The sequence below is a fragment of the Accumulibacter sp. genome (assembly GCF_036625195.1).
Classification (GTDB): domain Bacteria; phylum Pseudomonadota; class Gammaproteobacteria; order Burkholderiales; family Rhodocyclaceae; genus Accumulibacter.
In genome coordinates, this window is the sequence record NZ_JAZKUG010000001.1 from 2,693,428 (window position 1) to 2,717,558 (window position 24,131).

At 66.6% G+C, this 24,131-nt stretch carries 23 protein-coding genes; 9 read left to right on the top strand and 14 right to left on the bottom strand.

All coding sequences use genetic code 11. From position 1 onward, the window contains the following. Positions 1-106: 106 nt before the first annotated feature. Complete coding sequence (locus tag V5B60_RS11945; protein ID WP_332347202.1) at positions 107-922, top strand: PP2C family protein-serine/threonine phosphatase; 816 nt, start codon at positions 107-109, stop codon at positions 920-922. Here V5B60_RS11945 and V5B60_RS11950 read toward each other — a convergent pair. Further along, on the bottom strand, positions 896-2,380 hold the full coding sequence (locus V5B60_RS11950; RefSeq protein ID WP_332347203.1) for a DEAD/DEAH box helicase: 1,485 nt from the start codon (positions 2,378-2,380) through the stop codon (positions 896-898). The two genes, V5B60_RS11945 and V5B60_RS11950, sit on opposite strands and share 27 nt — an antisense overlap. A gap of 109 nt (positions 2,381-2,489) precedes the next feature. Beyond that, on the bottom strand, positions 2,490-4,580 hold the full coding sequence (locus V5B60_RS11955; RefSeq protein ID WP_332347204.1) for a DUF1631 family protein: 2,091 nt from the start codon (positions 4,578-4,580) through the stop codon (positions 2,490-2,492). Positions 4,581-4,817: 237 nt separating this feature from the next. Here V5B60_RS11955 and V5B60_RS11960 point away from each other — a divergent pair, with 237 nt between their 5' ends. Next, positions 4,818-5,855 (top strand): aldo/keto reductase, encoded by a 1,038-nt coding sequence (locus V5B60_RS11960; RefSeq protein WP_332347205.1) that lies wholly within the window; start codon positions 4,818-4,820, stop codon positions 5,853-5,855. Positions 5,856-5,984: 129 nt separating this feature from the next. Here the strand turns inward: V5B60_RS11960 and V5B60_RS11965 are convergent, their stop codons facing one another. Continuing rightward, positions 5,985-6,386 (bottom strand): hypothetical protein, encoded by a 402-nt coding sequence (locus V5B60_RS11965; RefSeq protein WP_332347206.1) that lies wholly within the window; start codon positions 6,384-6,386, stop codon positions 5,985-5,987. A gap of 296 nt (positions 6,387-6,682) precedes the next feature. Here V5B60_RS11965 and V5B60_RS11970 point away from each other — a divergent pair, with 296 nt between their 5' ends. The 3 genes from V5B60_RS11970 to V5B60_RS11980 all read left to right on the top strand — a co-directional run bounded on the left by V5B60_RS11970 (position 6,683) and on the right by V5B60_RS11980 (position 9,505). Beyond that, on the top strand, positions 6,683-7,963 hold the full coding sequence (locus tag V5B60_RS11970; protein ID WP_332347207.1) for an extracellular solute-binding protein: 1,281 nt from the start codon (positions 6,683-6,685) through the stop codon (positions 7,961-7,963). Then, the gene (ugpQ, locus tag V5B60_RS11975) at positions 7,960-8,754 is read left to right on the top strand and encodes a glycerophosphodiester phosphodiesterase (RefSeq protein ID WP_332347208.1); all 795 of its coding nucleotides are present in this window, start codon (positions 7,960-7,962) and stop codon (positions 8,752-8,754) included. Before V5B60_RS11970 ends, ugpQ begins: the two co-directional genes overlap by 4 nt. Positions 8,755-8,848: 94 nt before the next feature. Further along, the gene (locus V5B60_RS11980; protein WP_332350543.1) at positions 8,849-9,505 is read left to right on the top strand and encodes a hypothetical protein; all 657 of its coding nucleotides are present in this window, start codon (positions 8,849-8,851) and stop codon (positions 9,503-9,505) included. Here V5B60_RS11980 and V5B60_RS11985 read toward each other — a convergent pair. From V5B60_RS11985 to V5B60_RS12015, 7 genes are read right to left on the bottom strand one after another with little or no spacing between them, the layout of a single operon-like run. Further along, positions 9,465-10,721, bottom strand: a complete 1,257-nt coding sequence (locus V5B60_RS11985; RefSeq protein ID WP_332347209.1) for an EAL and HDOD domain-containing protein — start codon at positions 10,719-10,721, stop codon at positions 9,465-9,467. The genes V5B60_RS11980 and V5B60_RS11985 overlap by 41 nt on opposite strands. A 42-nt stretch (positions 10,722-10,763) precedes the next feature. Beyond that, a complete protein-coding gene (locus V5B60_RS11990; RefSeq protein WP_332347210.1) occupies positions 10,764-12,143 on the bottom strand; it encodes a phosphomannomutase/phosphoglucomutase in 1,380 nt (459 codons plus the stop codon). Position 12,144: 1 nt separating this feature from the next. After that, the gene (locus V5B60_RS11995; protein WP_332347211.1) at positions 12,145-13,077 is read right to left on the bottom strand and encodes a hydrolase; all 933 of its coding nucleotides are present in this window, start codon (positions 13,075-13,077) and stop codon (positions 12,145-12,147) included. Between the two features lie 38 nt (positions 13,078-13,115). Continuing rightward, positions 13,116-13,559, bottom strand: coding sequence for a YybH family protein (locus tag V5B60_RS12000; protein WP_332347212.1), 444 nt, complete (start codon positions 13,557-13,559; stop codon positions 13,116-13,118). Further along, on the bottom strand, positions 13,556-14,572 hold the full coding sequence (gene waaF / locus V5B60_RS12005; protein ID WP_332347213.1) for a lipopolysaccharide heptosyltransferase II: 1,017 nt from the start codon (positions 14,570-14,572) through the stop codon (positions 13,556-13,558). The genes V5B60_RS12000 and waaF overlap by 4 nt, the downstream gene beginning before the upstream one ends. A gap of 45 nt (positions 14,573-14,617) precedes the next feature. Further along, entirely contained in the window at positions 14,618-14,815 is a 198-nt protein-coding gene (locus tag V5B60_RS12010; RefSeq protein WP_034932872.1) for a zinc-finger domain-containing protein, read from the bottom strand. A gap of 8 nt (positions 14,816-14,823) precedes the next feature. Further along, the gene (locus tag V5B60_RS12015; protein WP_332347214.1) at positions 14,824-15,762 is read right to left on the bottom strand and encodes a branched-chain amino acid transaminase; all 939 of its coding nucleotides are present in this window, start codon (positions 15,760-15,762) and stop codon (positions 14,824-14,826) included. A gap of 107 nt (positions 15,763-15,869) precedes the next feature. Between V5B60_RS12015 and V5B60_RS12020 the strand changes: the two genes are divergently transcribed. The 3 genes from V5B60_RS12020 to mnmA are packed head-to-tail and all read left to right on the top strand — an operon-like array spanning position 15,870 to position 18,061. Beyond that, positions 15,870-16,325 (top strand): NUDIX hydrolase, encoded by a 456-nt coding sequence (locus V5B60_RS12020; RefSeq protein WP_332347215.1) that lies wholly within the window; start codon positions 15,870-15,872, stop codon positions 16,323-16,325. Continuing rightward, positions 16,313-16,933 (top strand): hypothetical protein, encoded by a 621-nt coding sequence (locus tag V5B60_RS12025; RefSeq protein ID WP_332347216.1) that lies wholly within the window; start codon positions 16,313-16,315, stop codon positions 16,931-16,933. The genes V5B60_RS12020 and V5B60_RS12025 overlap by 13 nt, the downstream gene beginning before the upstream one ends. A gap of 27 nt (positions 16,934-16,960) precedes the next feature. Continuing rightward, positions 16,961-18,061, top strand: coding sequence for a tRNA 2-thiouridine(34) synthase MnmA (mnmA, locus tag V5B60_RS12030; protein WP_332347217.1), 1,101 nt, complete (start codon positions 16,961-16,963; stop codon positions 18,059-18,061). Positions 18,062-18,088: 27 nt separating this feature from the next. Here mnmA and V5B60_RS12035 read toward each other — a convergent pair whose 3' ends face one another. Then, on the bottom strand, positions 18,089-19,711 hold the full coding sequence (locus V5B60_RS12035; RefSeq protein ID WP_332347218.1) for an ABC-F family ATPase: 1,623 nt from the start codon (positions 19,709-19,711) through the stop codon (positions 18,089-18,091). Between the two features lie 530 nt (positions 19,712-20,241). Here V5B60_RS12035 and V5B60_RS12040 point away from each other — a divergent pair. Continuing rightward, positions 20,242-20,685, top strand: a complete 444-nt coding sequence (locus tag V5B60_RS12040; protein ID WP_332347219.1) for a universal stress protein — start codon at positions 20,242-20,244, stop codon at positions 20,683-20,685. A 139-nt stretch (positions 20,686-20,824) separates the two neighbouring features. On the opposite strand, the gene V5B60_RS12045 is transcribed toward V5B60_RS12040, so the two are convergent. From V5B60_RS12045 to V5B60_RS12055, 3 genes are all read right to left on the bottom strand, one after another. Further along, entirely contained in the window at positions 20,825-21,742 is a 918-nt protein-coding gene (locus V5B60_RS12045) for a glutamate/aspartate ABC transporter substrate-binding protein (RefSeq protein ID WP_332347220.1), read from the bottom strand. A gap of 161 nt (positions 21,743-21,903) precedes the next feature. Beyond that, positions 21,904-23,316 (bottom strand): DASS family sodium-coupled anion symporter, encoded by a 1,413-nt coding sequence (locus V5B60_RS12050; protein ID WP_332347221.1) that lies wholly within the window; start codon positions 23,314-23,316, stop codon positions 21,904-21,906. Then, on the bottom strand, positions 23,313-23,915 hold the full coding sequence (locus V5B60_RS12055; protein ID WP_332347222.1) for a hypothetical protein: 603 nt from the start codon (positions 23,913-23,915) through the stop codon (positions 23,313-23,315). The genes V5B60_RS12050 and V5B60_RS12055 overlap by 4 nt, the downstream gene beginning before the upstream one ends. Between the last annotated feature and the right edge of the window lie 216 nt (positions 23,916-24,131).

The window sequence follows — 24,131 nt, forward strand, 5'->3', positions numbered from 1 at the left end:
ATGCATGTGTGAGACGGTCGTTGCCGTCCTGCGGCAGGCGACGTGGGGGTAGCCGCCGCGGTGCAGGCTGCGCGATGCCGGAGGAAGGGGCGAATGGACGAGGGACATGGGGATTTCAGTTGATGCCTGCGTTGCCCAGCATCAGGGCGATCGCCGTGAACAGCAGGACCGTGCCGCCATCGTGCCGCATCCGCGTGGCGGTGGCGTCGTCCTCGCCGTGGTGGCGGATGGCATGGGTGGGCACGCCGGCGGTGTGATCGCCGCCAAGCAGGTGGTGCACACCGCACGCAACAATCTCGAGGGCTTTTCGGCACGCAACGATTCGGCCCGGACGCTGCTCGAGTCGAGCCTCAATGAGGCGCACATGCTGATCAAGGCATCGCGTTTCATCAACGAGAAGGATCCGCACAGCACGGCGGTCATGCTGCTCCTGCAACCGGGCAAGGTGAGCTGGGCGCACTGCGGCGACAGCCGGCTCTACCACTTTCGCGGCGACAGCCTGGTGTTTCGCAGCACCGATCATTCCTACGTCGAGCAGCTCGTGGTGCAGGGGCGCCTGACACCGGAACAGGCGCTGGTTCATCCCAACCGCAACATTCTGCTGACTTCGCTCGGTGGCATCGAGCTGCCAAAGATCGCTTTCGGCGAGAGCGCGAGCCTGCAGCCCGGAGACACGTTCCTCCTCTGTTCCGACGGCCTCTGGGCCTATTTCACCGATCAGGAGCTGGCGTGGGTGATCAGCGGCTCCGCGTCCGCACGCGAGGCATCGGAACTGCTGATCGGGCGAGCGCGTGCACTGGGCAACGGCGATGGCGACAACATTTCGCTCGCCATCCTGAAAGTCGTTGCTGCGGCGACGGCCGAGCAGGTCGCCCGGCCCGCGGCGGAAACGGCGTCACTTGCGCCCCAGTCCGCCCAGTAAGGCTGCGACCGGACGGCGGGTCTTGTGCGGGTGGTCGCCGTGTACCGGGAGCCGGGCAGCTGCGCCGGCAGCGGTGGTCGCGAGTGGCGGCGGTACGCTACTCTCGTAAGGCTTGCTGAAGTCGAAGCCGTCGGCGGCGATGGATGACGGGCGCTCGCTGCCCTGTCGGTCACGACCGTCCCGGCGCTCGTCGTTGCGGCCCGACCGGTGCTGCTCTTCGCGCCGCCCGCCTGGCGCGGCCGCTGCCGGTGGGGAGGCCGACGCGGGCCGTCGCAGATGGCCCCGTTTGCCGCTCGGCGGATAGCTGTAATCGTATTCCGGCTCGAAGCCAGGGACGACGATCTGCTCGACCTGCAGCCGGATCAGCTTCTCGATGTCGGCGAGGTACTGCACCTCGCTGGCAGAGACGAGCGAGACTGCGGTTCCCGGCTTGCCGGCGCGGCCGGTGCGGCCGATGCGATGGATGTAGTCCTCGGGTGTGTGCGGCAGCTCGTAGTTGATCACATGCGGCAGTTCGTCGATGTCGAGACCGCGGGCGGCGACGTCGGTGGCGACCAGGACGAGGATCGAACCATCCTTGAACGCCTCGAGCGCTTTCAGCCGGTCCTGCTGGCTCTTGTCGCCGTGGATCGAGTCGGCTGCGATGCCGGCCCGTTGCAGGTCGCGCGCCAAGCGGTTGGTTTCGATCTTGGTGCGGGTGAACACCAGCACCTGATTGAAGTCGGCCGACTTCAGCAGCTTGACCAGCAGCGCCCGCTTCGCCACCGCGGCAACCGGGTGCACACGGTGCGTGATGGTTTCCGAGACCGTGTTGCGGCGGGCCACCTCGATCAGCACCGGTGACTTGAGCATGCGGTCGGCAAGCTTCTTGATCTCCTCGGAAAAGGTCGCCGAGAACAGCAGGCTCTGCCGCTGTGTCGGCAGCAGGTTGATGATGCGCGTGACGTCGGGGATGAACCCCATGTCGAGCATGCGGTCGGCCTCGTCGAGCACCAGCGCCTGGACGCTGGCAAAGTTGAGGCACTTCTGCTCGAAGAGGTCGAGCAGACGCCCGGGCGTCGCCACCAGAACTTCGACGCCACAGCGGATCTCTGCGATCTGCGGCTTGATGTCGACGCCGCCGTACACGCAGGCGCTGCGGAGCGGAACATGTCGGCTATAGGTCTTGACCGACTCGTGCACCTGGATCGCCAGTTCGCGGGTCGGCGCCAGCATCAGCACCCGCACCGGATGCCGCGCCGGCGACGGGCTGGCGTTGGCAAAGCCGAGGATACGTTGCAGCAGCGGCAGGGTGAATGCTGCCGTCTTGCCCGTGCCGGTCTGCGCGCCGCCCATCAGGTCGCGGCCTGCGAGAACGAGCGGGATCGCCTGCGCCTGAATCGGCGTCGGTTCGGCGTAACCCTGGTCGGCAACCGCCTGCAGCAGGTCAGGTGCCAGGTCCAGTTCATCGAAACGCATGCGCGGAACCTCGGAATCGGGTCATCATCAGTCTCATATAAGACTGATTATACATCGCTTGCCAAACGGCGGTCGGCTGCGCCGCACCGGCTGACCGAGCGCCACCGGCTCAACCCCCGCCCAGACGGCGAAGGGCAGTTTCTGCGGCGGCGTCGAAGAGGCCGATGCGTGACACGATGCGTGCCCCACCGGTGGCAATCTGCCGGTCGAAGAAGGAGCGATGCGCCGCCACCGCCCAAATCCAGTCCGGGTTGAACAGGAGGATCGTCGCCCCGGCCGGGTCCAGCCAGCAGCTCAGACCACACAGTGGTGCGGCATCCGGCAGGTTGAAGCGCAGCCATTCCCCGACCTGGAAGTCGGCCGTGGCGCCTGCCTGCGGCGGACGCTCGCTGCTCGCACTGCCCAGGTAGCGTACTCGTCTTCCGTCGTTCTCGAGCAGTTGCGCTCCGCTTCCAGCAGCCTCCTTGAGCGCCTCTGCGAACCTGCTCGTCGGTCGCGTGCCTGCTGCCCCCTCTCCTGCCGGGGCAGCAGCCGGCTGGTTGCGCAGGGCTGCCGTCTGCAGCTCGAAGAGCCGGTCGAGGAAGGGCGTGCGCTCGGCCGCGCTGATGCCGATTCCGTCGAGGCCGTCGGCGATTCGTTTGAGCAGTGAGGAAGCCATCCCGGCCAGCCGCTTGCGCTCCTCTGGGCCCTGTTTCGGCAGCACGCTCCAGATCAGATCGTCGGCGGTCCGGCTGTGTTGCTGCCAGCGCTTGCCGTTTGGGCCCCCGTCGGCGCCGGCAGAGATCATCACGCGCAGCCAGTACGTCTCGAGAAAGGCGGCGATCTCGGCTGCGTGTGTCCGTGCCAGGCTGGTTCGCAGCCAGGTCGCAGCCAGTTGGCTGGCGTATCGTCTGCTCTCGTGCGCGCGCACCATCTGCGCGTACGGTTCGGCAGACGCCCGGATCGCCCGCTCGCGCTCGTCGATCAGCGCTGCGAGATCGGCGAGCAGGCTGTCGAGATCGATCGGTTGCCGTGCGAGCGCTGCCCGCGCCGTTGTTGCCAGCCGGCACAGCCGCGCGCACAGCGGGTGCCCCGATGGCGCATCGCGCGGCAGGCCCAGCGCCGCATGGCCGATCCGGTTGAGCAGCAGGCGGGCGGGGTGCATCTCGTTGGCGAGCAGCGCCGGATCGACGAGCGCCACTTTCAGCACGGGAATCTGCAGGTTGCCAAGCAACGCGCGGATGACATCCGGCAACTCATCCGACTCGAACATGGCCTCGAAGATCAGCGCCATGGTGTCGATGATGACCGCCTCCGGTCGCCCCGCCGGCAGGTCGAGATCCTGTGATCGCGGCGCAGCAGTGCCGGCAGCGCTGGTCGCCGTGCCGTCTGCTGTCGAGGCGCGCGCCTCGAGTGCCGTCAGGCGGGCGAGCAGGTGCTGGAGCATGACGAGCGCTGCCGTGTCGAGCGTCGGACTGCCGGCCTGCAGTCTATCATCGCCGGCCAACGGGGCTGCGCTGGCCGTTGGCGTGCCGGCGGTCTGCTGCCGGACCAAGTCCTGCAGTGCCGAACTCGACGCCTGGCCATGGCCGGCCGGGCTCCGTGGCGATGGCGCCGTCACCGTTCCCGTGTCCGCCTTCGGCCGCCGCTCGGTCGGCGCGGCTTCGACCCCCTGGCTGGCGAGGAAGTCGTCGATCTCGCCGTAGACCAGGGGAAGTTGCTGCAGCAGCCGCTGTTCGATCCGATCGAGCAGGGTCAGCGCCTCGTCGAGGCTGCGGGCGGCCTCGCGCGACAGCGCCCAGAGTCCGAGGCAGATGACTTCCGGACCCAGTGGTTCGTCGCCGTCGTTGCTCGCCGCCCAGCCGAGCAGGGTCCGGTAGCGCGACTGGCAGCGGGACAGAGCGCGCCCGCCAGCCTCACGCAGGCGGCTGCCGAGGTTGCGGATGCGGATGTCGAGTTCGAGATCGTCGTCGCCCATCAGGGTAAGGCGCGAAGCCGTCAACTCGCTGGCCTGCCCGAAGTCGTGGTCCGAGTGGTTGGACAACAGCTCGTCATGCGCGTCGCCGATCTCTCGCTCGAAAGCCTCTGCGGCCGCCGGCGAATTTGCGGCGCAGATTCTGACGACATCACCCAGCCGGCGCTGGAGAATCTCCCTGCTGGCGCGGGTCAGAGCGAGTTGCCGCTCGCCGGGGCGACTGGTTGGCGGTTCGTGAGGAGGCATCGGTCAAGCCTTCGGGTTGCCCGCACAGATCTCGGGTGGTCTCGTTTGTTGTATCGTAATACGGCTCGGTGGGCCGCTGCAGACCGCGTTGCAGCGGCGGCGGGATCGTCGTCCGATTATAGACGACGACATCCGTCGCCATGAACGGCTTTGCACGATGACACCGAGCTTTTCGCCTCGCGCATGGGCGTGCCGAGGCTCTTGTTGACCGTCGCCGGGTGACGGGTGGGAGAAGAGATGCAACGGAGATTCCTTGGCAACAGCGACCTGCAGGTGTCGGAGATCTGTCTCGGCACGATGACCTTCGGACAACAGAACAGCGCAGCGGAAGGCCACGCACAGCTCGACCGGGCGCTGGCAGCCGGGATCAACTTCATCGACACCGCCGAGATGTATCCGGTGCCACCGCGCGCGGCAAGCTGCGGCCGCACCGAGGAGATCATCGGCAGCTGGCTGCGCGGGCAGGCGCGCGATCGCCTGGTGATTGCCAGCAAGGCTGCCGGACCGTCGCGCGGTCTCCACTGGATACGCGGCGGCGAACACGCATTCGACTACGGCAGCCTGCGCAGCGCGGTCGAGGGCTCGCTGCGGCGACTGCAGATCGACCACATCGACCTCTATCAACTGCACTGGCCGGCGCGCAATCAGCCGATGTTCGGCCAGTGGCAATTCGATCCGGCCAAGGAGCACGCGGCGACGCCGATCCTGGAAACGATCGAGGCTCTGGCGAGGCTGATGTGCGAGGGCAAGATCCGCCACTATGGCCTGTCGAACGAGCATCCCTGGGGCGTCATGGAATTCGTCCGCCTTGCCCGCGAGAACGGTCTGCCGCGACCGGTCTCGCTGCAGAATGCCTACAACCTGCTGAACCGGGTGTATGAGAACGGGCTCGCCGAGGTCTGCCACCGCGAGGGGGTCAGCCTGTTGCCCTACTCGCCGCTCGCCTTCGGCGTCCTGACCGGAAAGTACCTGCGCGATCCGCAGGCGGCAGGTCGCATCAACGAATTCCCGGGTTTCGGCCAGCGCTACGGCAAGGCGGGCGTCGCGTCGGCGGTGGGCGCCTACGTCGAACTGGCGGCCCGGCACGGGCTGACGCCGACGCAGCTGGCACTGGCCTTCGTCTACTCACGCTGGTTCGTCGCCAGCACGATCATCGGCGCCACCAGCGTCGCGCAACTCGACGAGGACCTGGCGGCGTTGGCTCTGCCCGTGTCGCCCGCGCTGTTGGCTGAGGTCGACGGGATCCACATGCGCCACGCCAATCCGGCTCCGTGAACACGGGTCGGTGAGGGTGTCGCCAGAAGGTGGAATCCGCAGTAGCGCGCGGCTCCCGGGTCGATGATCAGCGGGTCAGCGGGCAATGCGCGAGCGCTGCTGACCACATGTGGGACGACGCGGCGGTTTCTACTCCTTCGCCGTGGGCTTCGGCGTCGACTTGCCTTCGCCTTCCGTGGGCTCGCCGGCGGCAGCCCTCTTCTTCTTGCTGCCGGGTGGTTGCGGCGGTGGCAGCTGTGGCTCGACGGTTTCGAGCTTGTTCTCGCGCATGTAGATGTCCATGTCGCGCCACCCCTCGTAGATCGAGGCCTTCGGCAGCCACGAGTAGATCGAATAGCAGTCCTCGATCGCCCGCCCCGATTGTCGGCACGCGCCGCCAACTGCCTTGCCCTCGGCGTCCAGGCGCGCGAGCTTGGCGCCGGCCGGCTCGATACCGACCGCCTGCTGTGCCGAGTCGCAGGCGCTCAGGCCAGGCAGCAGCCAGCAGGCGATCAGGAGGGTACGGAATGGCAGGCGCGCACGATCGAACACGGTGCTTCCCGGGAAGCTGAAGATCAGTCGCGCATTGTAACCACAATCGACGGATCGCTGCCTGCGACTCGCGGCGTTGATCGGCGGAAATGCACGTTCCGTTCCGCTTCCACACTCAACTGCGCAAGCCCTCAGCCAGCGGTGCAAGCACCGCGAGCGGGTGCGGTCGTTGACGACGACCAACGGGAAGGCGCGGCGGCACAGAGGGTCCGCTGGCGGGCAGGTCGCATCGTCGTCCAAGGCGTCGCCACCTGCCGCTATAATCGCACTCTTTTTTCCGCTACCGAAGGACTGCCATGCTCTTGCGCAAATTCCTCCCGACGGCACTGGCTCTTGCCCTTGCCGCTTCCATTCCCGGCGTGACGGCGGCCGCGCCGGCCGAGATCCTGCTGTCGCACCAGCTCGACGAGGAGCGCGCCGAGCGCGTCGAGAAGGTGATCGAACGCTTCAACGGCAGCCAGAAGGATTACCAGGTCAAGCTGGTGCGCCGTGTGCAGGGCGAGCCGGCGACGGACCTCAACCTTGCCACGCGTGAGGAGCAGGGGCACTACGTTGCAGCCAAGGCAGCGTTCAAGCCGATCCAGCAGATCATGAGCGAAGCCGGAATTCCCTTCGACGGCAGCGGTATCGCGCCCGAACTGCGCGTCGGACTGACCGATGCAAGAGGCAACCTGGCAGCGCTGCCGCTCGCTCTCGCCACCCCGATCCTGTTCATCAACAAGGGAGAGTTCCGCAAGGCGGGGCTCGATCCGGAGAAGCCCCCGCGGACCTGGGCCGAAGTGCAGAAGGCGGCAGACAAACTGTTCGACGCCGGCAGCAAGTGCCCGTACACCACATCCTGGCCGGCATGGGTGCATATCGACAACCTCAGTGCCTGGAACGGTGTCGAGGTGGCGGATGCCAAGGGTACCCTGGTCTTCAACGGCCTGCCGCAGGTGAAGCACACGGCGCTGCTGACGACCTGGGCGAAAGCGCGCTTCTTCATCTATTTCGGCCGCCGCGACGAGGCGGACAGGCGCTTCGCCGAAGGCGAGTGCGGCATGCTGACCTCTTCATCGTCGCTTTTCGGTGCGTTGCACGAGAGCCGCAAGGTTGACACCGGAGTGTCGCCGCTGCCTTATCACGACGACATCCAGGGAGCACCGCAGCAGACGCTCGCCGGTGGGGCCTCGCTGTGGGCGGCTGGCGGCAGGAAGCCGGCCGACTACAAGGGAATCGCGCAGTTCGTCCGCTTCCTGATGGAACCCAGTCTGCAGGTCGAGTTCACCGCCGCATCGGGCTTCCTGCCGATGACCGCCGCCGCGCGCGCCGCCGCTGGCAGCAAGCTGTTGCAGGCCGATGTCGCTGGTCTCAACATCGCCTATCGCCAGTTGCAGGGCCCCGCGGCGCTGCGTCCGATCCGCGTTTCCGAGATCGAGAAGGTGCGCATCATCGTCGAGGAGGAACTCGAGGCAGCCTGGTCCGGCAAGACGCCGGCCAAGGAGGCGCTCGACGTCGCCGTGCAGCGGGGCAACCTGGTCATGAACAAAGTGCCTGCGGCAGCGGCAAAGGCAAAGGCGCCAGCCAGGAAGAAGTGAACACGGCGCGGTTCGGCTGGCGCCTGCCGCGCGTGTTTGCGCACCGCTGCGGCGGTGCGCTGGCACCCGAGAACACCCTAGCCGGCCTGCGCATCGCCGCCCGTCTCGGCATCACGGCGGTCGAGTTCGACGTCATGCTGTCGGCCGACGGCTCGCCATGGCTGGTCCACGACGAGACCCTCGAGAGGACCACCACCGGTGTCGGCCGTGTCTGCGCCAGCAGCGATGCGCAACTGCACGAGCTCGACGCAGGCATTCGCCGTCACCCGGCTTTTGCCGGTGAAAGGGTGCCGACCCTGGCGGCGGCAGCGGCCGCCTGTCGTCAGCTCGGGCTGCATGCCAACGTCGAGATCAAGCCGGCGGCCGGCTGCGAGGAGCTGACCGGCAGCGTCGTCGCGCGGCAGGTGCAGCAGCTGTGGGCCGGTACCGAGCAGCCACTCGTCTCCTCCTTCTGCGAGGCCGCTCTGCAGGCAGCACGCGCGGTGGTTCCGACCCTGACGCTGGGCTGCCTCTTCGAGCGCGTCCCCACCGACTGGCGCGAACGCCTGCGCCGGCTCGGGGCCGCGACGCTGCACTGCGATGCCGGGCTGGTCGACGATGGGGTCATCGCCGAAGCGCGCGCCTGCGACATTCCACTTCTCTGCTACACGGTCAATGATCCGGTTCTGGCGTCGGCGCTGTTCGTGCGTGGCGTCGCTGCCGTGTTTAGCGATCGCATCGATCTCATTGGCGATGACGAGGTGGCAGGGGGGTGCCCGACAAAGCATCGCAGCGGCGGCAGCCGCCGGTAGTTCCAGCACCTTCGCGGACGCGCCCGTGCCGCGGCCAAGGCGACGGTTGCTTGTGCCGCGCTGAGGTCCCTGCCAGCCTGCCCGGGTCGCCTACCTGTCGGCCGACTTGCGGGAGCATCCGGTCGGTTTGCAGATCGGCGAGCTGATCGAAGCGCATGGCCGCGGCAACGTCGAGTGCTTCGCCGTCCATTCCGGTCCGCGGCTCAACGGTGACGCCACGTATCGCCGATTGCGCACGGCCCTCGACAAATTCCTCGACATCACGCGGCTGTCCGGCGAGGAGGCAGCAAGCAGGCTGTGCGCACTCGAGATCGGCATCTTCGTTGATCCGGGCGGCCACACGCTCGACGCTCGCACGGGCATCGTTGCCCGACGGCCGGCGCCGGTTCAGGTCCGCTGGCTCGGGTGTCCGGGGACTTCCGGTCTGTCTGCGATCGACTACCTGCTGGCCGACCGCTATGTGGCGCCGTCGGGCGGCAGGAATGTGGCGCCTGCCGAGGTCTTCGCGAGGGCAGGCCGGAGCATTGGCGGCGTAGCCAACGTCGTCGCCCGGCGGATGAACGTGCGCGCGGCGTGCCGGAAATCGATCGACCGCAGCGGCAGCGGTGCTCCCTGCTTTCTCGTTGCCCTGCGAGCCGGACTTTCCCCGACCTCTTTCCTTTCCCTCGTCTTACCGCGTCTGGCGGGTCACCAGGCTGCGCGCGGCGGGTCTACCCGCCGTTGCCGTTCAGCCAGCGCAGTGCGACGCTGAGGCAGGTGTTGAGCGCTTGTCGATCCAGGTGCCCCGGCAATTGGCCGAGCAGCGCGTCGCAGCCACTGGCGTCGTCGTTGTCGAAACACTCGAGCAGCGCGAGGATGCTCCCGAGGAGGCCGGCGTGCTCACAGAGCGCGGTGCGCACTTCGTCCTCGACGGCGATCTGCGCGAGGATCTCGTCGATCGGCAGCCCTAGCGCTGCCGGCATCATCGACAGGATGCCGGTCATGAAAGCCAGGTCGGCCAGCCTGCCGTTCGCTCCCGACGGGTCGCCAGTGATCAGCAGCTCCATCATGCGTCCGCGCAGGGCAGCCACCTGCAGCAGCGGTGAGTTTGCCGGGTCGCTGGCAACGCTGCCCGGCGCGAGCAGCAGCAGCGACAGCCAGCGCTGCAGATGGCGCCGCCCGAAGAGGTTGATCGCATGGCGCAGCGAGGTCACCGGCTGCGACAGGCGGTTGCCGCGGTGTCCGACCGAGTTGACGATGCGCAGGAGATTGAGCGTCAGCGCCGGTTCGTGCTTGAACGCGTCCTCGATCAGCGCCACATCGACATCGCGCCCGACGAGGTTGATCAGGCGGATCAGCGCCGCCTGCGAAGCTGAAAGGCGGCGGCCGCTGACGATTTCGGCCTGCGCGAAATGGCGCCCCTGAAAGAGCGTGAAGCCGAGGTTGCGGCAACGATCCATCAGCTCGCGGCTGTCGACCCCTTGCGCCAGCAGCTTGATCGGCAGGTTGCGCAACGAGCCGGCGAGGTTGCCGAGCGTGCGCTGGTCCGTCGTGCCGGCGTCGATCTTGATGACATCGACCATCGGCAGCAGCGGCCGGCTGCGATCATCGATGCCGCGGTAGTCGGCGAGTGCCAGCGTGTAGCCGCGTTCGTGCAGGCAGCGGCAACGGATCTGGACCGCCTTGTCCGGCGGGCGGTCGAGCAGCAGTTCAAGGACGACGCCGGCCGCCGGCAGCAGCTCGATCGCCTCCTGCTGCAGGAAGTCCGGCGTGATGCCGAGGTAGGCGCAGGTGTTGCCGAGAGCGCTGTGCATGCCCAGCTCGAGGTAGGCAGCACAGAGAGCGGCGGTGTTCAGCGTCTGCTGACGCTCGTCGGTGTCGGGTTCGGCACTGCGCAGCAGCAGCTGGTAACCGGCGAGTTCCTGCTGCCGGCTGACGATCGGCTGGCGAAAGAGAAAGGCTTTCCGCAGGGCTTGCTCGGTGATCACGATGGCTCCTCCTGGGCGCTGTGCCGGGTCGCTGGCGGCCGCTCAGAACGGCAGGTGCAGGTCGGGCCGGGCCTCGTTGAAGACGCGACGGAAATCCGCCTGGATGCGCGCCAGCGCGGCGGCGGAGTCGGCCTCGAAGCGCAGGACGACGACCGGCGTCGTGTTCGACGGGCGGGCGAGGCCGAAACCGTCGGCATACTCGACGCGCAGGCCATCGATGGTGATGATCTCGCGCGCGCCGACGAAGCGGGCGTGCCGCTGCAGTTGCTCGATCAGCACAAAGGGCTCACCCTCGCCCATGCCGATGTTGAGTTCGGGTGTCGAGCTGCTGTCGGGCAGGGCACGCAGCACGGCGCTGGCATCGGCTGCCTGCGAGACGATCTCGAGCAGCCGGGCGCCGGCATAGAGACCATCGTCAAAGCCGAACCAGCGTTCCTTGAAGAAGATGTGGCCACTCATTTCGCCGGCCAGCGGCGATCCGCTCTCCTTCAGCTTGGCCTTGACCAGCGCATGCCCGGTCTTCCACATCAAGGGTTCGCCACCGTGCTCGCGGATCCAGGGCGCCAGCCGGCGGCTGCACTTGACGTCGTAGATGATCGCTTGCCCGGGACAGCGGCGCAGGACGTCGGCGGCAAAGAGCATCAACTGGCGGTCCGGGTAGATGATCTCGCCGTCACGGGTGACGACGCCGAGACGGTCGCCGTCACCGTCGAAGGCGAGGCCGATCTCGGCCCCGCTGTCGCGCAGCGCCGCGATCAGATCCTGCAGGTTTTCGGGCTTCGACGGGTCGGGATGGTGGTTCGGAAAGCTGCCGTCGACGGCGCAGAACAGTTCGACGAGTTCGCAACCGAGGGCCCGGAAGAGCTGCGGCGCGATGCCACCGGCGACGCCGTTGCCGCAGTCGATGGCGATCTTCATCGGCCGTGCCAGGCGGACGTCGCTGCCGATCCGCGCCAGGTACGCCGGCTGCACGTCGGCGCTGCTGGACTGGCCGGAACCGTGCTGCAGGCGATTGGCGTCGACGCGTTGCCGGATGCCCTGAATCGTCTCGCCGGCCAGCGTCTCGCCGGCGACGACCATCTTCAGTCCGTTGTAGTCGGGCGGGTTGTGGCTGCCGGTGACGGCGACGCAACTCTGGCAGCCGAGTTCGTGCGCCGCGAAGTAGACCACCGGTGTCGGCACGCAGCCGACGTCGATGGTGTCGATGCCGGCCATGCGGATGCCGGCCATCAAGGCCTCCGCCAGCTGCGGGCCCGACAGGCGCCCGTCACGGCCGACCGCGATCGCTCGCTGGCCGCGTTCGACCGCCAGTGAACCGAGTCCATGGCCGATGCGGCTGACGATGGCGGGTGTCAGCGTGCGGCCGACGATGCCGCGGATGTCGTAGGCCTTGAAGATCTCTTGCGGCAGGGGAGCGTTCATCTCAAACCTCATGCTGGAAATAGTGCAGGACTCGTTGCGGCAGCCAGACGAGCTGCCCCGGGGGATTGCCGGTGACGAAGCCGACGTGGCCGCCCTGGCGCGGGAAGTCGATGCGGACACTGCCGGCGACCTCGTTGGCGGCAGGCAGCGCCCGTGGCGGCAGGAAAGGATCGTTGACGGCGTTGAGCAGCAGTGTCGGCAGCCGGATGCCGCCCAGCAACGGCTTGCTCGACGCCCGTCGCCAGTAGTCGTCGGCACCGGCGAAACCATGCAGCGGCGCCGTGACGACATCGTCGAACTCGTACAGGTTGCGGGCGCTGCGCATCCGTCGTTCGTCGAAGAGCCCCGGGTAGCGGCGCAGCTTGGCCGCCGCGTTGCGCTTCAGGCTGTGCAGGAAGTGCCGGGTGTAGACGCGATTGACGCCATGCGCGAGATGATGACCACAGGCGGCGAGATCGACCGGTGCGCTGATCGCAGCCGCTGCCTGCAGGCAGCAGCCGGCAGCGGACCCGCGTTCGCCCAGCCACTTGAGCAGCGCGTTGCCGCCAAGCGAGACGCCTGCCGCGTAGTGCTGCTGCTGCGGGAAAGTGGTCCGCAGACGGTGCAGGATCCAGTCGATCTCGTCGCTGTCGCCCGAATGGTAGGCGCGCGGCAGGCGATTGCTCTCACCCGAACAGCCGCGGAAGTTGACCGCTACCGCGGCCCAGCCGATCGCCGCCGCAGCTGCCAGCAGTGCCAGGACGTAGTGACTGTTCGAACTGCCTTCGAGACCATGGAAGACCACCAGCAGCGATCGCGCCTCCTCCGTCGCGGTCACGCCGCCCGCAGTGACCAGCCAGTCGAGGTCGATGAAGTCGCCGTCCGGGGTCTCCCAGCGCTGCCGCTGGTAGGGTATCGGGTCGGGGCGGATGAGCAGCGGATAGAGGGTCTGCAAATGCCCGCCGGGCAGCCAACCGGGCGCGCAATACGGGATCAATGCAGCGTCCGCGGCGTGTTGCGGTCGCCGCTGCCATCGCCCTCGGCGGCTTCGCGCTCGGCCGCGGTCGACGAGTGGTGCGCCAGCAGCCGCCAGCCGCTGGCGCCACGCTGGAAGACGTTGGTGGCGAGCATCGGGCCGTGCGGTTTGCGGTCGTCGCCGATGTACAGCATCTCGACGACGCTGTGTACCGACAGCAGCATGCCGTTCCAGCGGACGCCGCGGCTCAGTCGCACCGACAGGCGCGGATTGTTGGCGAAGATGCCGCGCCAGCTGTCACGGATCGCGTCGGCGCCGACCAGGCGCTGGCCAGTCGGGTGAATGCAGACGATTTCCTCGTCTTCCGCCCAGACGCTCATCAGAGCACCCAGGTCGGCGCGGGCGATGGCCTCGTAGAAGGCCGCCTCGACATCCTCGGGGGTGGCAAAGATGACGATCATGCGGCGACTCCACCAAGGCAGGCGGCGAGCACGCGCTCGGGCTCGAGCTTCTGCAGGCAGTCGAGATGGCCGAGCGGACACTGCCGTTTGAAGCAGGGGCTGCAGGCGAGATTGAGGCTGATGATCGTCGCCGTTGCCGACAGCGGCGGCGTGAAGTCGGGTGATGACGAGCCGTAGACGGCAACGACCCGGCGGCCGAGGGCGGCAGCCACGTGCATCAGGCCGGAATCGTTGCAGACGACCAGCGAGGCGGCACCGAGGAGGTCGATCGCCTGTGCCAGCGTCGTCGCACCGCACAGATTGAGCGGCAGGCTGCCGGGGCTGGCATGCTCGAGGATCTCTTCGCCGACGGGCCTGTCCTTGGCCGACCCGAGCAGCCAGACGGCATGACCGCGCTGGGCCAGCGCGGCGGCCAGGGCGGCAAAGTGTCGCGCCGGCCAGCGTTTTGCCGGCCCGTATTCGGCACCCGGACAGAAGACCGCGAGTTTCGCCGGCAGGCTGACGCCGAGCGCGGCCAGCGTCTCGATGCGCTGCGCCGGGCTGGTGCGCAGGCGCGGTTGCGGCACGGGTCGAGGCAGTGGCGTTGCCGGCTCTTCGGCGAGCTGGGCGAAGCGCTCCGCCATCTGCGGCAGCAGCTTCTTGTCCAGCGTGTGGCGGCGGTTGATCAATCCGTAGCGGCTTTCGCCGATGAAGCCGATACGCTCGGGGATGTCGGCGAAGAACGGGATCAGGGCCGACTTGAGCGAGTTGGGCAGGACATAGGCGCGCTGGTAGCCCTCGCGTGCCAGTTCGCGGGCGATGCGGTGGCGGGTGCGCAGCGACAGTTCGCCATGCGCGAATGGGCTGTCGACGATGCGGTTGATCTCGGGCATCCGCTCGAGGACCGCTGCCACCCAGCGCGGCGCCAGCGCATCGAGCTGCAGGCCAGGGGTGCGCTCGTGCAGCCGGGTGAACAGCGGCTGCGCCAGTACCGAGTCACCGATCCACGAAGGGGCGACGACGAGGGCTTTCATCACTGGCTGTGCGGTGTGCGCTACCCGTGTTCGGGTAGCGGAGGCTCAGTGGTGGCCTTTCGGGAGCCCGCCCTGCAGCACATAGTGGGCGCTGCAGTACGGGCAGGTGGCCTCGCCACTGTGGGTGATGTCGAGGAAGACGCGCGGGTGCCTGGCCCAGAGCGGTGCGTCCTTCGTCGGGCAGTGCAGCGGCAGGTCGTTGGCGGTGACCGCGATGGGCTTCTGTTGGTCGTTCTGGGACATCTTCTTGATCACCTTGCAGAAGGCGTTTGGACGTAGACGAGCCAGTTCTCGTGCGCCGGCACGCGGCCGTTCACGCAGTCGAAGAACAGGCTCTGGATTTTCGTCGTGATCGGCCCGCGGTGGCCGGCACCGATCTGGCGGTTGTCGAGTTCGCGGATCGGCGTCACTTCGGCGGCAGTGCCGGTGAAGAACGCCTCGTCGGCGCAATAGACCTCGTCACGCGTGATGCGCTTCTCGACCACCGGGATGTCGAGTTCGGCGGCAAGCTCGAGGACCGAGGCGCGCGTGATTCCTTCGAGGCAGGACGTCAGATCCGGCGTGTACAGCGTTCCCTTCTTGGCGATGAATACGTTCTCGCCGGCACCTTCGGCGACATAACCATCGACATCGAGGAGCAGTGCCTCGTCGTAACCGTCGTGCGCGACTTCCTGGTGGGCGAGGATCGAGTTGGTGTAGGTGCCGACCGATTTCGAGCGGCACATGTTGATATTCACGTGGTGGCGGGTGAAGGACGAGGTCTTGACGCGGATTCCCTTCTCCATTCCCTCGGCACCGAGGTAGGCACCCCACGGCCAGGCGGCGATGGCGACATGCGTGCTGATCGCGGTGGCGGCGATGCCCATCGCCTCCGAGCCGTAGAAGACGATCGGCCGGATGTAGCACGACTCGAGGCCGTTCGCGCGCACGACTTCCTTCTGCGCTTCGAGCAGGGTCTCGCGATCGTAGGGCATCTTCATCTGGAAGATGTAGGCGGAGTTGAACAGCCGCTCGGTATGCTCGGCGAGGCGGAAGATCGCCGTGCCCCTGGCCGCCTTGTAGGCGCGGACGCCCTCGAAGACGCCCATGCCATAATGCAGGGTATGGGTCAGCACATGGGTCGTGGCGTCGCGCCATGGAACCAGCTTGCCATCGTACCAGATGAAGCCGTCGCGATCCGCCATGGACATCGTCTTCTCCCCTCGAGCCGCTAAACCTGAAGCGGAAATTCTAGCCGATTTCGCCCCCTCGTTGGCGCTAAAATGGCGGCTTCGCCGACCGCCGCAGGGCTGCAGCCATGATCTGGAAACCGAACGTCACCGTCGCCGCGGTACTCGAACGCGACGGGCGTTTCCTGCTCGTCGAAGAGGAAACCGAGTACGGCATCCGCTTCAACCAGCCGGCAGGGCACCTCGACTGGGGTGAGTCGCTGCTCGACGCTACCGTCCGCGAGACGCTCGAGGAGACGGCGTACACGATGCGCCCGGATTCGCTGCTTGGCGTCTACCTTTACCCGACCGGCGCCGGCGATCTCGCCTACCTGCGCTTTGCCTTTGCCGGCGAGATCGTCGCCCACGATCCCTTGCGGCAGCTCGACGCCGGCATCCTCGCCGCACACTGGCTGACGGTGGAGGAAATCCGCGCGCGGCAGGCGCAGCACCGCAGTCCGTTGGTGCTGCGCTGCATCGACGACTGGCTGTCCGGCAGGCGTTACCCACTGCAGCTTCTGAGCCATTTTCCGTGCGCTGGCTGATCGTCCTGCTGTTGGCGGCATCGGCGCAGACGGCGGTGGCCGACGCGACGCTGCGGGTCTGCTACAACTACGGCTGCGTGGAGGAGGCGGAGGTGCGCTACAGCGAGCGGCAACTGGCGCTGGTTGGAGCCTTTCTCGCGGCCGCCGGCGACGCCGCCGACGAGCGCGACCGGTTGGCGCTGGTGATCGGTTGGCTGCTCGGCTGGGCGGGTGAGCAGAGCGCGATCGCCGCCGACCGTGGCGGCAATGTTGCCGACGATGGGGTCGATGGGCGAATGGACTGCATCGATCATTCGCTGACGACGACGCGGCTGCTGCGCATGCTCGACGATCGTCGCTGGTTGCGCTTCCATGAGGTTCGGGAACCGGTGCTGCGGACGCGCTACCTGTTCGCTGCCCATTTCTCGGCGCAGATCGCGGAAAAGGCAGCGGCGCCGACGCCGGACGGCGTCGCTGCGACGGCGAAGCTGCACGTCGTCGACAGTTGGTTTCACGACAATGGCCAGCCGGCGGTGGTCCTGTCGTTGCCGGAATGGCTCGCCGGCGGCGGTGAGGTGGAGAGTGCGCTGCCTTCGCTGATCGCCGGCATGCCGGCTTTTGGGCCGTGAGATGATGATGGCTGCGGGGACAGGGAAATGAACAAAGGAAGAACGGTGCTCGTCGGCCTCTCGGGCGGCGTCGATTCGGCGGTTGCCGCGCTGCTGCTCAAGGAGCAGGGATGGCGCGTGGTTGGCCTGTTCATGAAAAACTGGGAGGACGACGATACCGACGAGCATTGCGCGTCGCGCCAGGACCTGATCGACGTCATGAGTATCGCCGACACGCTCGGGATCGACGTCGAGGTGCTGAACTTCGCCGCCGAGTACCGCGAGCGCGTCTTCGCCCATTTCCTGCGCGAGTACGAGGCGGGGCGGACACCGAACCCGGATGTCCTGTGCAATTCAGAGATCAAGTTCAGGGCCTTTCTCGAGCACGCGGAGCGAATCGGTGCCGACCGCATCGCCACCGGCCACTATGCCGGCGTGCGCGAGTTCCAAGGCGCGTGGCAGTTGCTCAAGGCCGAGGATGGCACCAAGGACCAGAGCTATTTCCTGCATAGGCTGCAACAGGAGCAACTGGCGACGACGTTGTTCCCGCTCGCCGGACTGTACAAGCGTGACGTCCGCCGAATTGCCGCCGATGCCGGCCTGCATGTAGCGCTGAAGAAGGATTCGACCGGTATCTGCTTCATCGGCGAGCGACCCTTCAAGGAGTTCCTGATGCGCTACCTGCCGCCGCAGCAGGGCGAGATTCGCTGCCTCGACGACGACCGCGTGCTCGGTGAGCACGACGGCGTTGCCTACCACACCATCGGCCAGCGCAAGGGGCTGCACATCGGCGGCGTCAAGGGCGGCAAGGGTGGCGCGAGCGGCGACCACGACGCCTGGTTCGTCGCCGGCAAGGACATCGTCAACAACGTCCTGCACGTCGTCCAGGGCCACGATCACCCGGCGTTGTTCAGCGACGAGCTGACGGCGCGCGACCTCTCCTGGGTGTCCGGCCAGGCGCCGCACACACACTGGGTGTATACGGCGAAGACGCGCTACCGGCAGGCCGATGCGCCGTGCGAGATCGAGTGGGTGGCAGCGGACGCCTGCCGCATCCGCTTCGCCGAAGCGCAGTGGGCGGTGACTCCGGGGCAGTCGGTCGTGGTGTACGAGAGCCGCGTCTGTCTCGGCGGCGGCGTCATCGCCTGAGCCAACGCCGCCACGCTGCACGTCGCTTCAGGCGATGCCCTGGCTGGCGAGGTAGTCTTCGTAGTTGCCCAGGTAGTTGACCAAGGTTCCATCGGGGCGGATTTCAAGCAAGCGCGTGGCCAGTGACGAGACGAACTCGCGGTCGTGCGAGACGAAGATCAGCGTTCCCTTGAACTTCTCGAGCGCGGTGTTGAGCGACTCGATCGATTCCATGTCGAGGTGGTTGGTCGGTTCGTCCATGACCAGCACGTTCGGCCGCTGCAGCATCAGCTTGCCGAAGATCATCCGCCCCTGTTCGCCGCCCGAGATGACGCGCACCGGCTTGTGCACCTCGTTGCCCGAGAACAGCAGCCGGCCGAGCGTGCCGCGGATCAGCGTCGCCAGGTCGTCGCCGTCTTCGGCGCTGCCTCGCGCGTAGCCGGCGATCCACTCGGTCAGGCTGAGATCGCTGTCGAAGTCGAGCGCGTGGTCCTGCGCGCAGTAGCCAGGGCGCGCCTTTTCGGCCCACTTGATGGTGCCGCGCTGCGCCTGCAACTCGCCCATCAGCAGCTTGAGCAGCGTCGTCTTGCCGACGCCGTTCTCACCGATGATCGCCAGGCGCTCGCCGCCGTTTAGCGTCAGGTCGAGCTTGCTGAAGAGTGGCCGCGCGGCACCGTGATAGGCGAAGCCGAGGTTCTGAATCTCGACCGCCTGTCGGTGCAGCTTTTCCTTCTCGTCGAAGTCGAAGCGGATCCAAGGATATTGGCGTGAAGACGGCTTGACGTCCTCGGGTTTCAGCTTGTCGATCAGCTTCAGGCGTGAGGTGGCCTGCTTGGCCTTCGAGGCGTTGGCCGAGAAGCGACGGACGAAGCTCTGCAACTCGGCGATCCGCTCCTTGGCCTTGGCGTTGGCACTCTGCTGCCGTTGCCGGGCCTGCGTCGACGCTTCCATGAAGTCGTCGTAGTTCCCGGGGTAGACGGTGATCCTGCCGTAATCGAGGTCCGCCATGTGCGTGCAGACCTGGTTGAGGAAGTGGCGATCGTGCGAGATGATGACCATCGTGCTGTTGCGGTCGTTGATCACGTTCTCCAGCCAGCGGATGGTGCCGATGTCGAGGTTGTTCGTCGGTTCGTCGAGGAGCAGGATGTCCGGGTCGGCGAACAGCGCCTGGATCAGCAGGACGCGCAGCTTCCAGCCCGGAGCAACGTCGCTCATTGGGCCGTAGTGCTGCGCCGCCGGAATGCCGACGCCGAGCAGCAACTCGCCGGCGCGCGACTCGGCGCTGTAGCCGCCATACTCGGCAAAGCGGGCCTCGAGGTCGGCGGCGTGCATGTAGTCCGCCTCGCTGGCGTCGGGGTTGGCGTAGATGGCGTCCTTCTCGAGCATGCAGGCCCACATTTCCTCATGTCCCATCATGACGACGTCGATCACCCGCTGCTCCTCGAAGGAGAACTGGTCCTGGCGCAGGTAGGCCATGCGCTCGTGGACGTCCTTCGTGACGTTGCCGGCAGTGGGTTCGAGCTCGCGAGCGAGAATCTTCATCAAGGTCGACTTGCCCGAGCCATTGGCGCCAATCAGTCCGTAACGATAGCCCTCGCCGAACTTGAGCGAGACGTTCTCGAAGAGGGGGCGCGCCCCGAACTGCATGGTGATGTTGTTGGCGATGAGCACGAAGGAACCTCTGCAAGATCGAATGCGCGAAAGTCAGACAAGAAGGAATCGCCGCAGGCCCCCGGACGGGCACCGGGGCGGCGTCGAGGGACGCGGTGGCGACGCGGAGCGGCGGCCAGCTGCATTGGCACCGGTGCTGCGGCAGGCGACACCATTCGTCTGGCGAGACCGCGCAATTGTACCGCAGGCGCGCGCTTCATGCCGGCGTGCGCGACCCGGGTTGGCCCCGCAGCCGCCGTCGCCGTCGCCTGCGCTTGCCGTGACGGCGCGCCGAGTGTCCGCGATTGACGTGGTTTACGGAGCCGGCCTATACTGCCCGGTGTCGCTGCGCCTCGTTTTCCCGGATCACGGCAGGCCGGGCGGGCATGATGGGCCGGCGAGGTGGCGGCTTGGGCGGCACCGGCCACGGCCGCCGTGCACCAGGCACTGGCCGAAGACGTGGCACCTGCAGCCCGAACCCCTGTCTCGCCCCGGACGAGCGGTACGGGCATGTGCCCTTGCCAGGGGACGTTTCATCGGGAGCAAGCGGTATGTTCAAGAACATCCTCATTCCGACCGATGGCTCGGCCGTTTCGCGGAAGGCGATCAAGGCTGGCGTCAAGCTGGCGCAGTCGTTGGGGGCGAAGGTCACCGGTTACTACGCCATGCCCTTCTTGCAGCCCGCCGCTTTCGGCGACGGCGAGGCGATCGACAGGAACGTGCTCGCCAAGCTCGACCGGCTGGCGCGCGTCACCGGCGAGAAGTATCTCGAGGAGATCGCTGAGGCTGCCCGCGAGGCCAACGTCGAGTATGTCGGGGTGATCACCAAGCCGGCGATCACGCACGAAGGAATCACCGATGCCGCGAAGAAGAAGCACTGCGACGCGATCTTCATCGCCTCGCGCGGGCGCAGCGAGATCAGGAAGCTGCTCCTCGGCAGCGTGACGCAGAAGGTGTTGTCGCACTCACGCGTGCCGGTGATCGTCTACCGCTGATCCTTCTCTTTGCCGGGCACGCTCCCGGCGCCACGTCTGGAACCCCACCACTGGTCCCCGGGGCACTGCGCGGGCAGCCGCCGGCACCGGCGCTTGCCCGCGCTGCGGTCGGAGCGTCTCGTCTCGCGTCGGGTGAGCGCTACTCGTAAGCCTTGTCGTTGGGCGACTGGTACAGTTTCCTGAGGGCATACGACATCGCGAAGTTGAGGTTCAGACCGTTTGGCGGGATCGGTTGCTGGAACCACCTGCTGAAGATCCTCTCTGCCTCGCCCGAGGTCATCACCCTGGCGAGGGCGGCATCGACGACCTTCTTGAAGGCGGGATCATCCTTGCGCATCATGCAGCCATAGGCCTCGTACGACTGCGTCAAACCGACCACGGCCCACTCGCCGGGGTTCCTGGCTTTCGCCATTTCGCCGTAGAGCAACACTTCATCCATGACGAAAGCCGCAGCGCGGCCGCTCTCCAGGATCAGGAATGCTTCGCCGTGATCCTTCGCACTGATGATGTTCATCTTCATCAGGCTCAATTCGTTCATCCGGCGCAGCAGGCGCTCGGAGGTGGTGCCGGCAGTGGTCACGACATCCTTGCCCGCCAGGTCGGGGAAATCCTTGATGCGGGCGTTGGCTCGGGTCAATAGGCGCGTGCCGGAGACGAAGATGCTGTTCGAGAAGCTGACCTGCTTCTGCCGTTCGGTGGTGTTGGTCGTGGAACCGCACTCGAGGTCGACCGTCCCGTTGGCCACGAGCGTCATGCGATTGGCCGATGTGACCGGGATCAGCTTGATGTCGAGTCTGTCGAGTTTCAGTTCGGCCTTGATCGCGTCGACCACCCTGAGCATCATCTCCTGTGAGTAGCCGATGACCTGTTGCCGGTCGTCGTAGTACGAGAACGGTACCGACGATGCACGATGTCCCAGTGCGATGACGCCGCTTTCCTTGATCTTCTGCAGCGTCCCGCTGAGTTGCTGCGCCAGCGCCGGTGACGAGATGAGGGCGGCGACGAGCGTTGCCGCAATGGCGAAGCGCTGCGGGTGGGTCAGTGAATTCCGGAACATGGCATCGGTCTCCCTTGCATGCATAAAAGGCCCAGGTGGGTCGGCAGACGGGCGCGGTCCGCGGCGGATTTCATGGCCACCCGCGACCAGCAATCGATGCAGCGCGGCTGCGCCCGGCGCCAGTCGATTTCGCGCAGGTTGAGTTCGAAGCTCACCCCGGATCAACCCACCCAGAGGATCCAGGGTGTACCGATGACCAGGAACACCACGGTGCAGAAGAGCGTCGTCAGCAGCCCCAGGCGGTAGAGCTCTCCCTGCCTGAGGTAGCCGCTGGCGACGAAGATGATGTTCTGGCTGCCGCCCTGTGGCGTGATCACCGAGAAGTAGCTGCTGGCGAACAGCAACGCGTAGGCCATGAGGGGGACGGGAACTCCCGACTTGACTCCGACATCGAGAAACACGCCGAGCAGCGCCAGTACCTGGGCGTTCTGGCTGACGAAGCCGAAGTGGAGGAGGACGTACATCACCACCAGGGCGACGTAGGCGGCCGGCCAGGAGAGGCCCTCGAGGCCGACGGCCAGGCGCTCGCCGACATAGCCCATGAAGCCCATCTCGTTGAGCTGTCCGCTCATGCCGAAGAGCACGGCCAGCCAGATGAACGTGACCAGCGTGCCGCCTTGCTGGCTCATGTCGTCGACCGTCAGGACGCCGGTGATCATCAGCGTCGCGAGACCCGCCATGGCAATGGCCGTCAGGTTGAGTCCGTAGGGGGCGGCGAGTATCCAGCCGGTGACCATGACGGAGAAGGTCACTGCCGTGATCCACTCGTGGCGCGACATCGGTCCCATCTTGCTCAATTCCCTGCGGGCGTTGTCCGGCGCCTCGGGGGTGTCGGTGATCCCCGGTGGATGGAGACGGTAGAGCAGCAGCGGCAGCAGGGCGATCACCACCAGGCATGGGACGCATGAGGCGAGCAGCCACGAGCCGAAAGTGATCGTCATTCCTTTCTCGGCGGCCAGTCCGGCTCCGACCGGATTGCCCGACGTGGCCGTGAACCAGAGCGCCGAGGTGATGGCGAGACTGGCCATGCCGCAGAACATCAGGTAGCCGCCGAGGCGCCGCTTCTCGTCGTCGTCGGGTGTCGAGCCGCTGTTCTGTGCCAGGGCGAGGATGACCGGAAAGAGCACGCCGCCGCGTGCCGTGTTGCTCGGAAAGCCGGGCGCGATCAGCGTGTCGGTGATGAAGATGCTGTACGCCAGACCGAGCGTCGATCTGCCGAAGAACGAGATCACGTACAGGCTGATCCGCTTGCCGAGTCCGCTCTTGACGACCGACTGCGAGACCAGGAAAGCGGTCACCACCAGGAGGACGACGGGGTTGGCGAAGGCGCCAAAGGCCTTGGCCGGGGTCAGGGTGTTGGTCAGGACCACGATCGCACAGGCGAGCAGCGCGGAAGTGAACAGCGGGAAGATATTGAGCACCACCGCGAAGATCGCCGATGCGAAGATCGCAAAGAGATGCCAGGACTCGCGGGTCAGGCCCTCGGGGATCGGTGCGAACCAGAGGCCGAAGAAGAGGCCCAGCAGGCATGCCAGTTTGAGGATTCTTCCGGTACCAACGGTGGGCGTGCTCATTTCTGGCCTCCTGCCGTGGCGGGAGTGGCAGCAGGTGGCTGGCCGAAGCGCACCCAGCCACTCAGGTCGACGACACGTCCGGTCAACTCCTCACCCTCGATGGCACCCATGCGCTGCCACTTGAAGCGGTATTCGCCGGTGATGCCGCTGTAGCGGCCGGTGCCACCGGTGAACCTGCCTTCGATGAGCTTGCCGGGGCCAATCACATCGCCACTCAGTTCGCTGAAGATCCTGTCGCCACGCGTGTCGGTCCACACACTTCGCCCTTGGGTACCGGTAGTGGTGTCCGAGAGACCGATGGCCTGGGCCTGGAACGCCGGGTTCACCCGCTGTTTGCCCTGCAGAAACATCGTGCCGCTGAGTGAGAAGATGCCCGCCTGGTGGCCCGGACCGAGGTCGAGAACCTGCCTCGTTCCGGTCGTGGTCCAGTCGCCGCTGAAGTGCCGCACCTCATCGGCAGTTGCCGGTTGCGGTGCTGAACTCGCGGTGGCAGCGGGCGATGACGGGTCCGGTCGGCCGCAGGCCGCCGACAGCAGCACGGCCAGGACAATGATGCCCGGCGGACAATGGCGTGCGGATGAATGGGTCGGAAAACGCATGGATCTGCCTCCGATGGGAAAGAGAAGCGAGACGAAGCACGTGTCCGCGTCGGCGACAGGCCCGCCGGGACGATCCGAACCCATCGCGGATTACCCTAGCACTTTGGGCGGGGAAAAGCCAGCGCCGCGGAATTCCTGCCCAGTTCAGCCCATCCTCAGCCCGAAAGCATATGCCTCGAGTATGTTTGATGGCAGCTTGCCGTTCCTGAGGTCTGC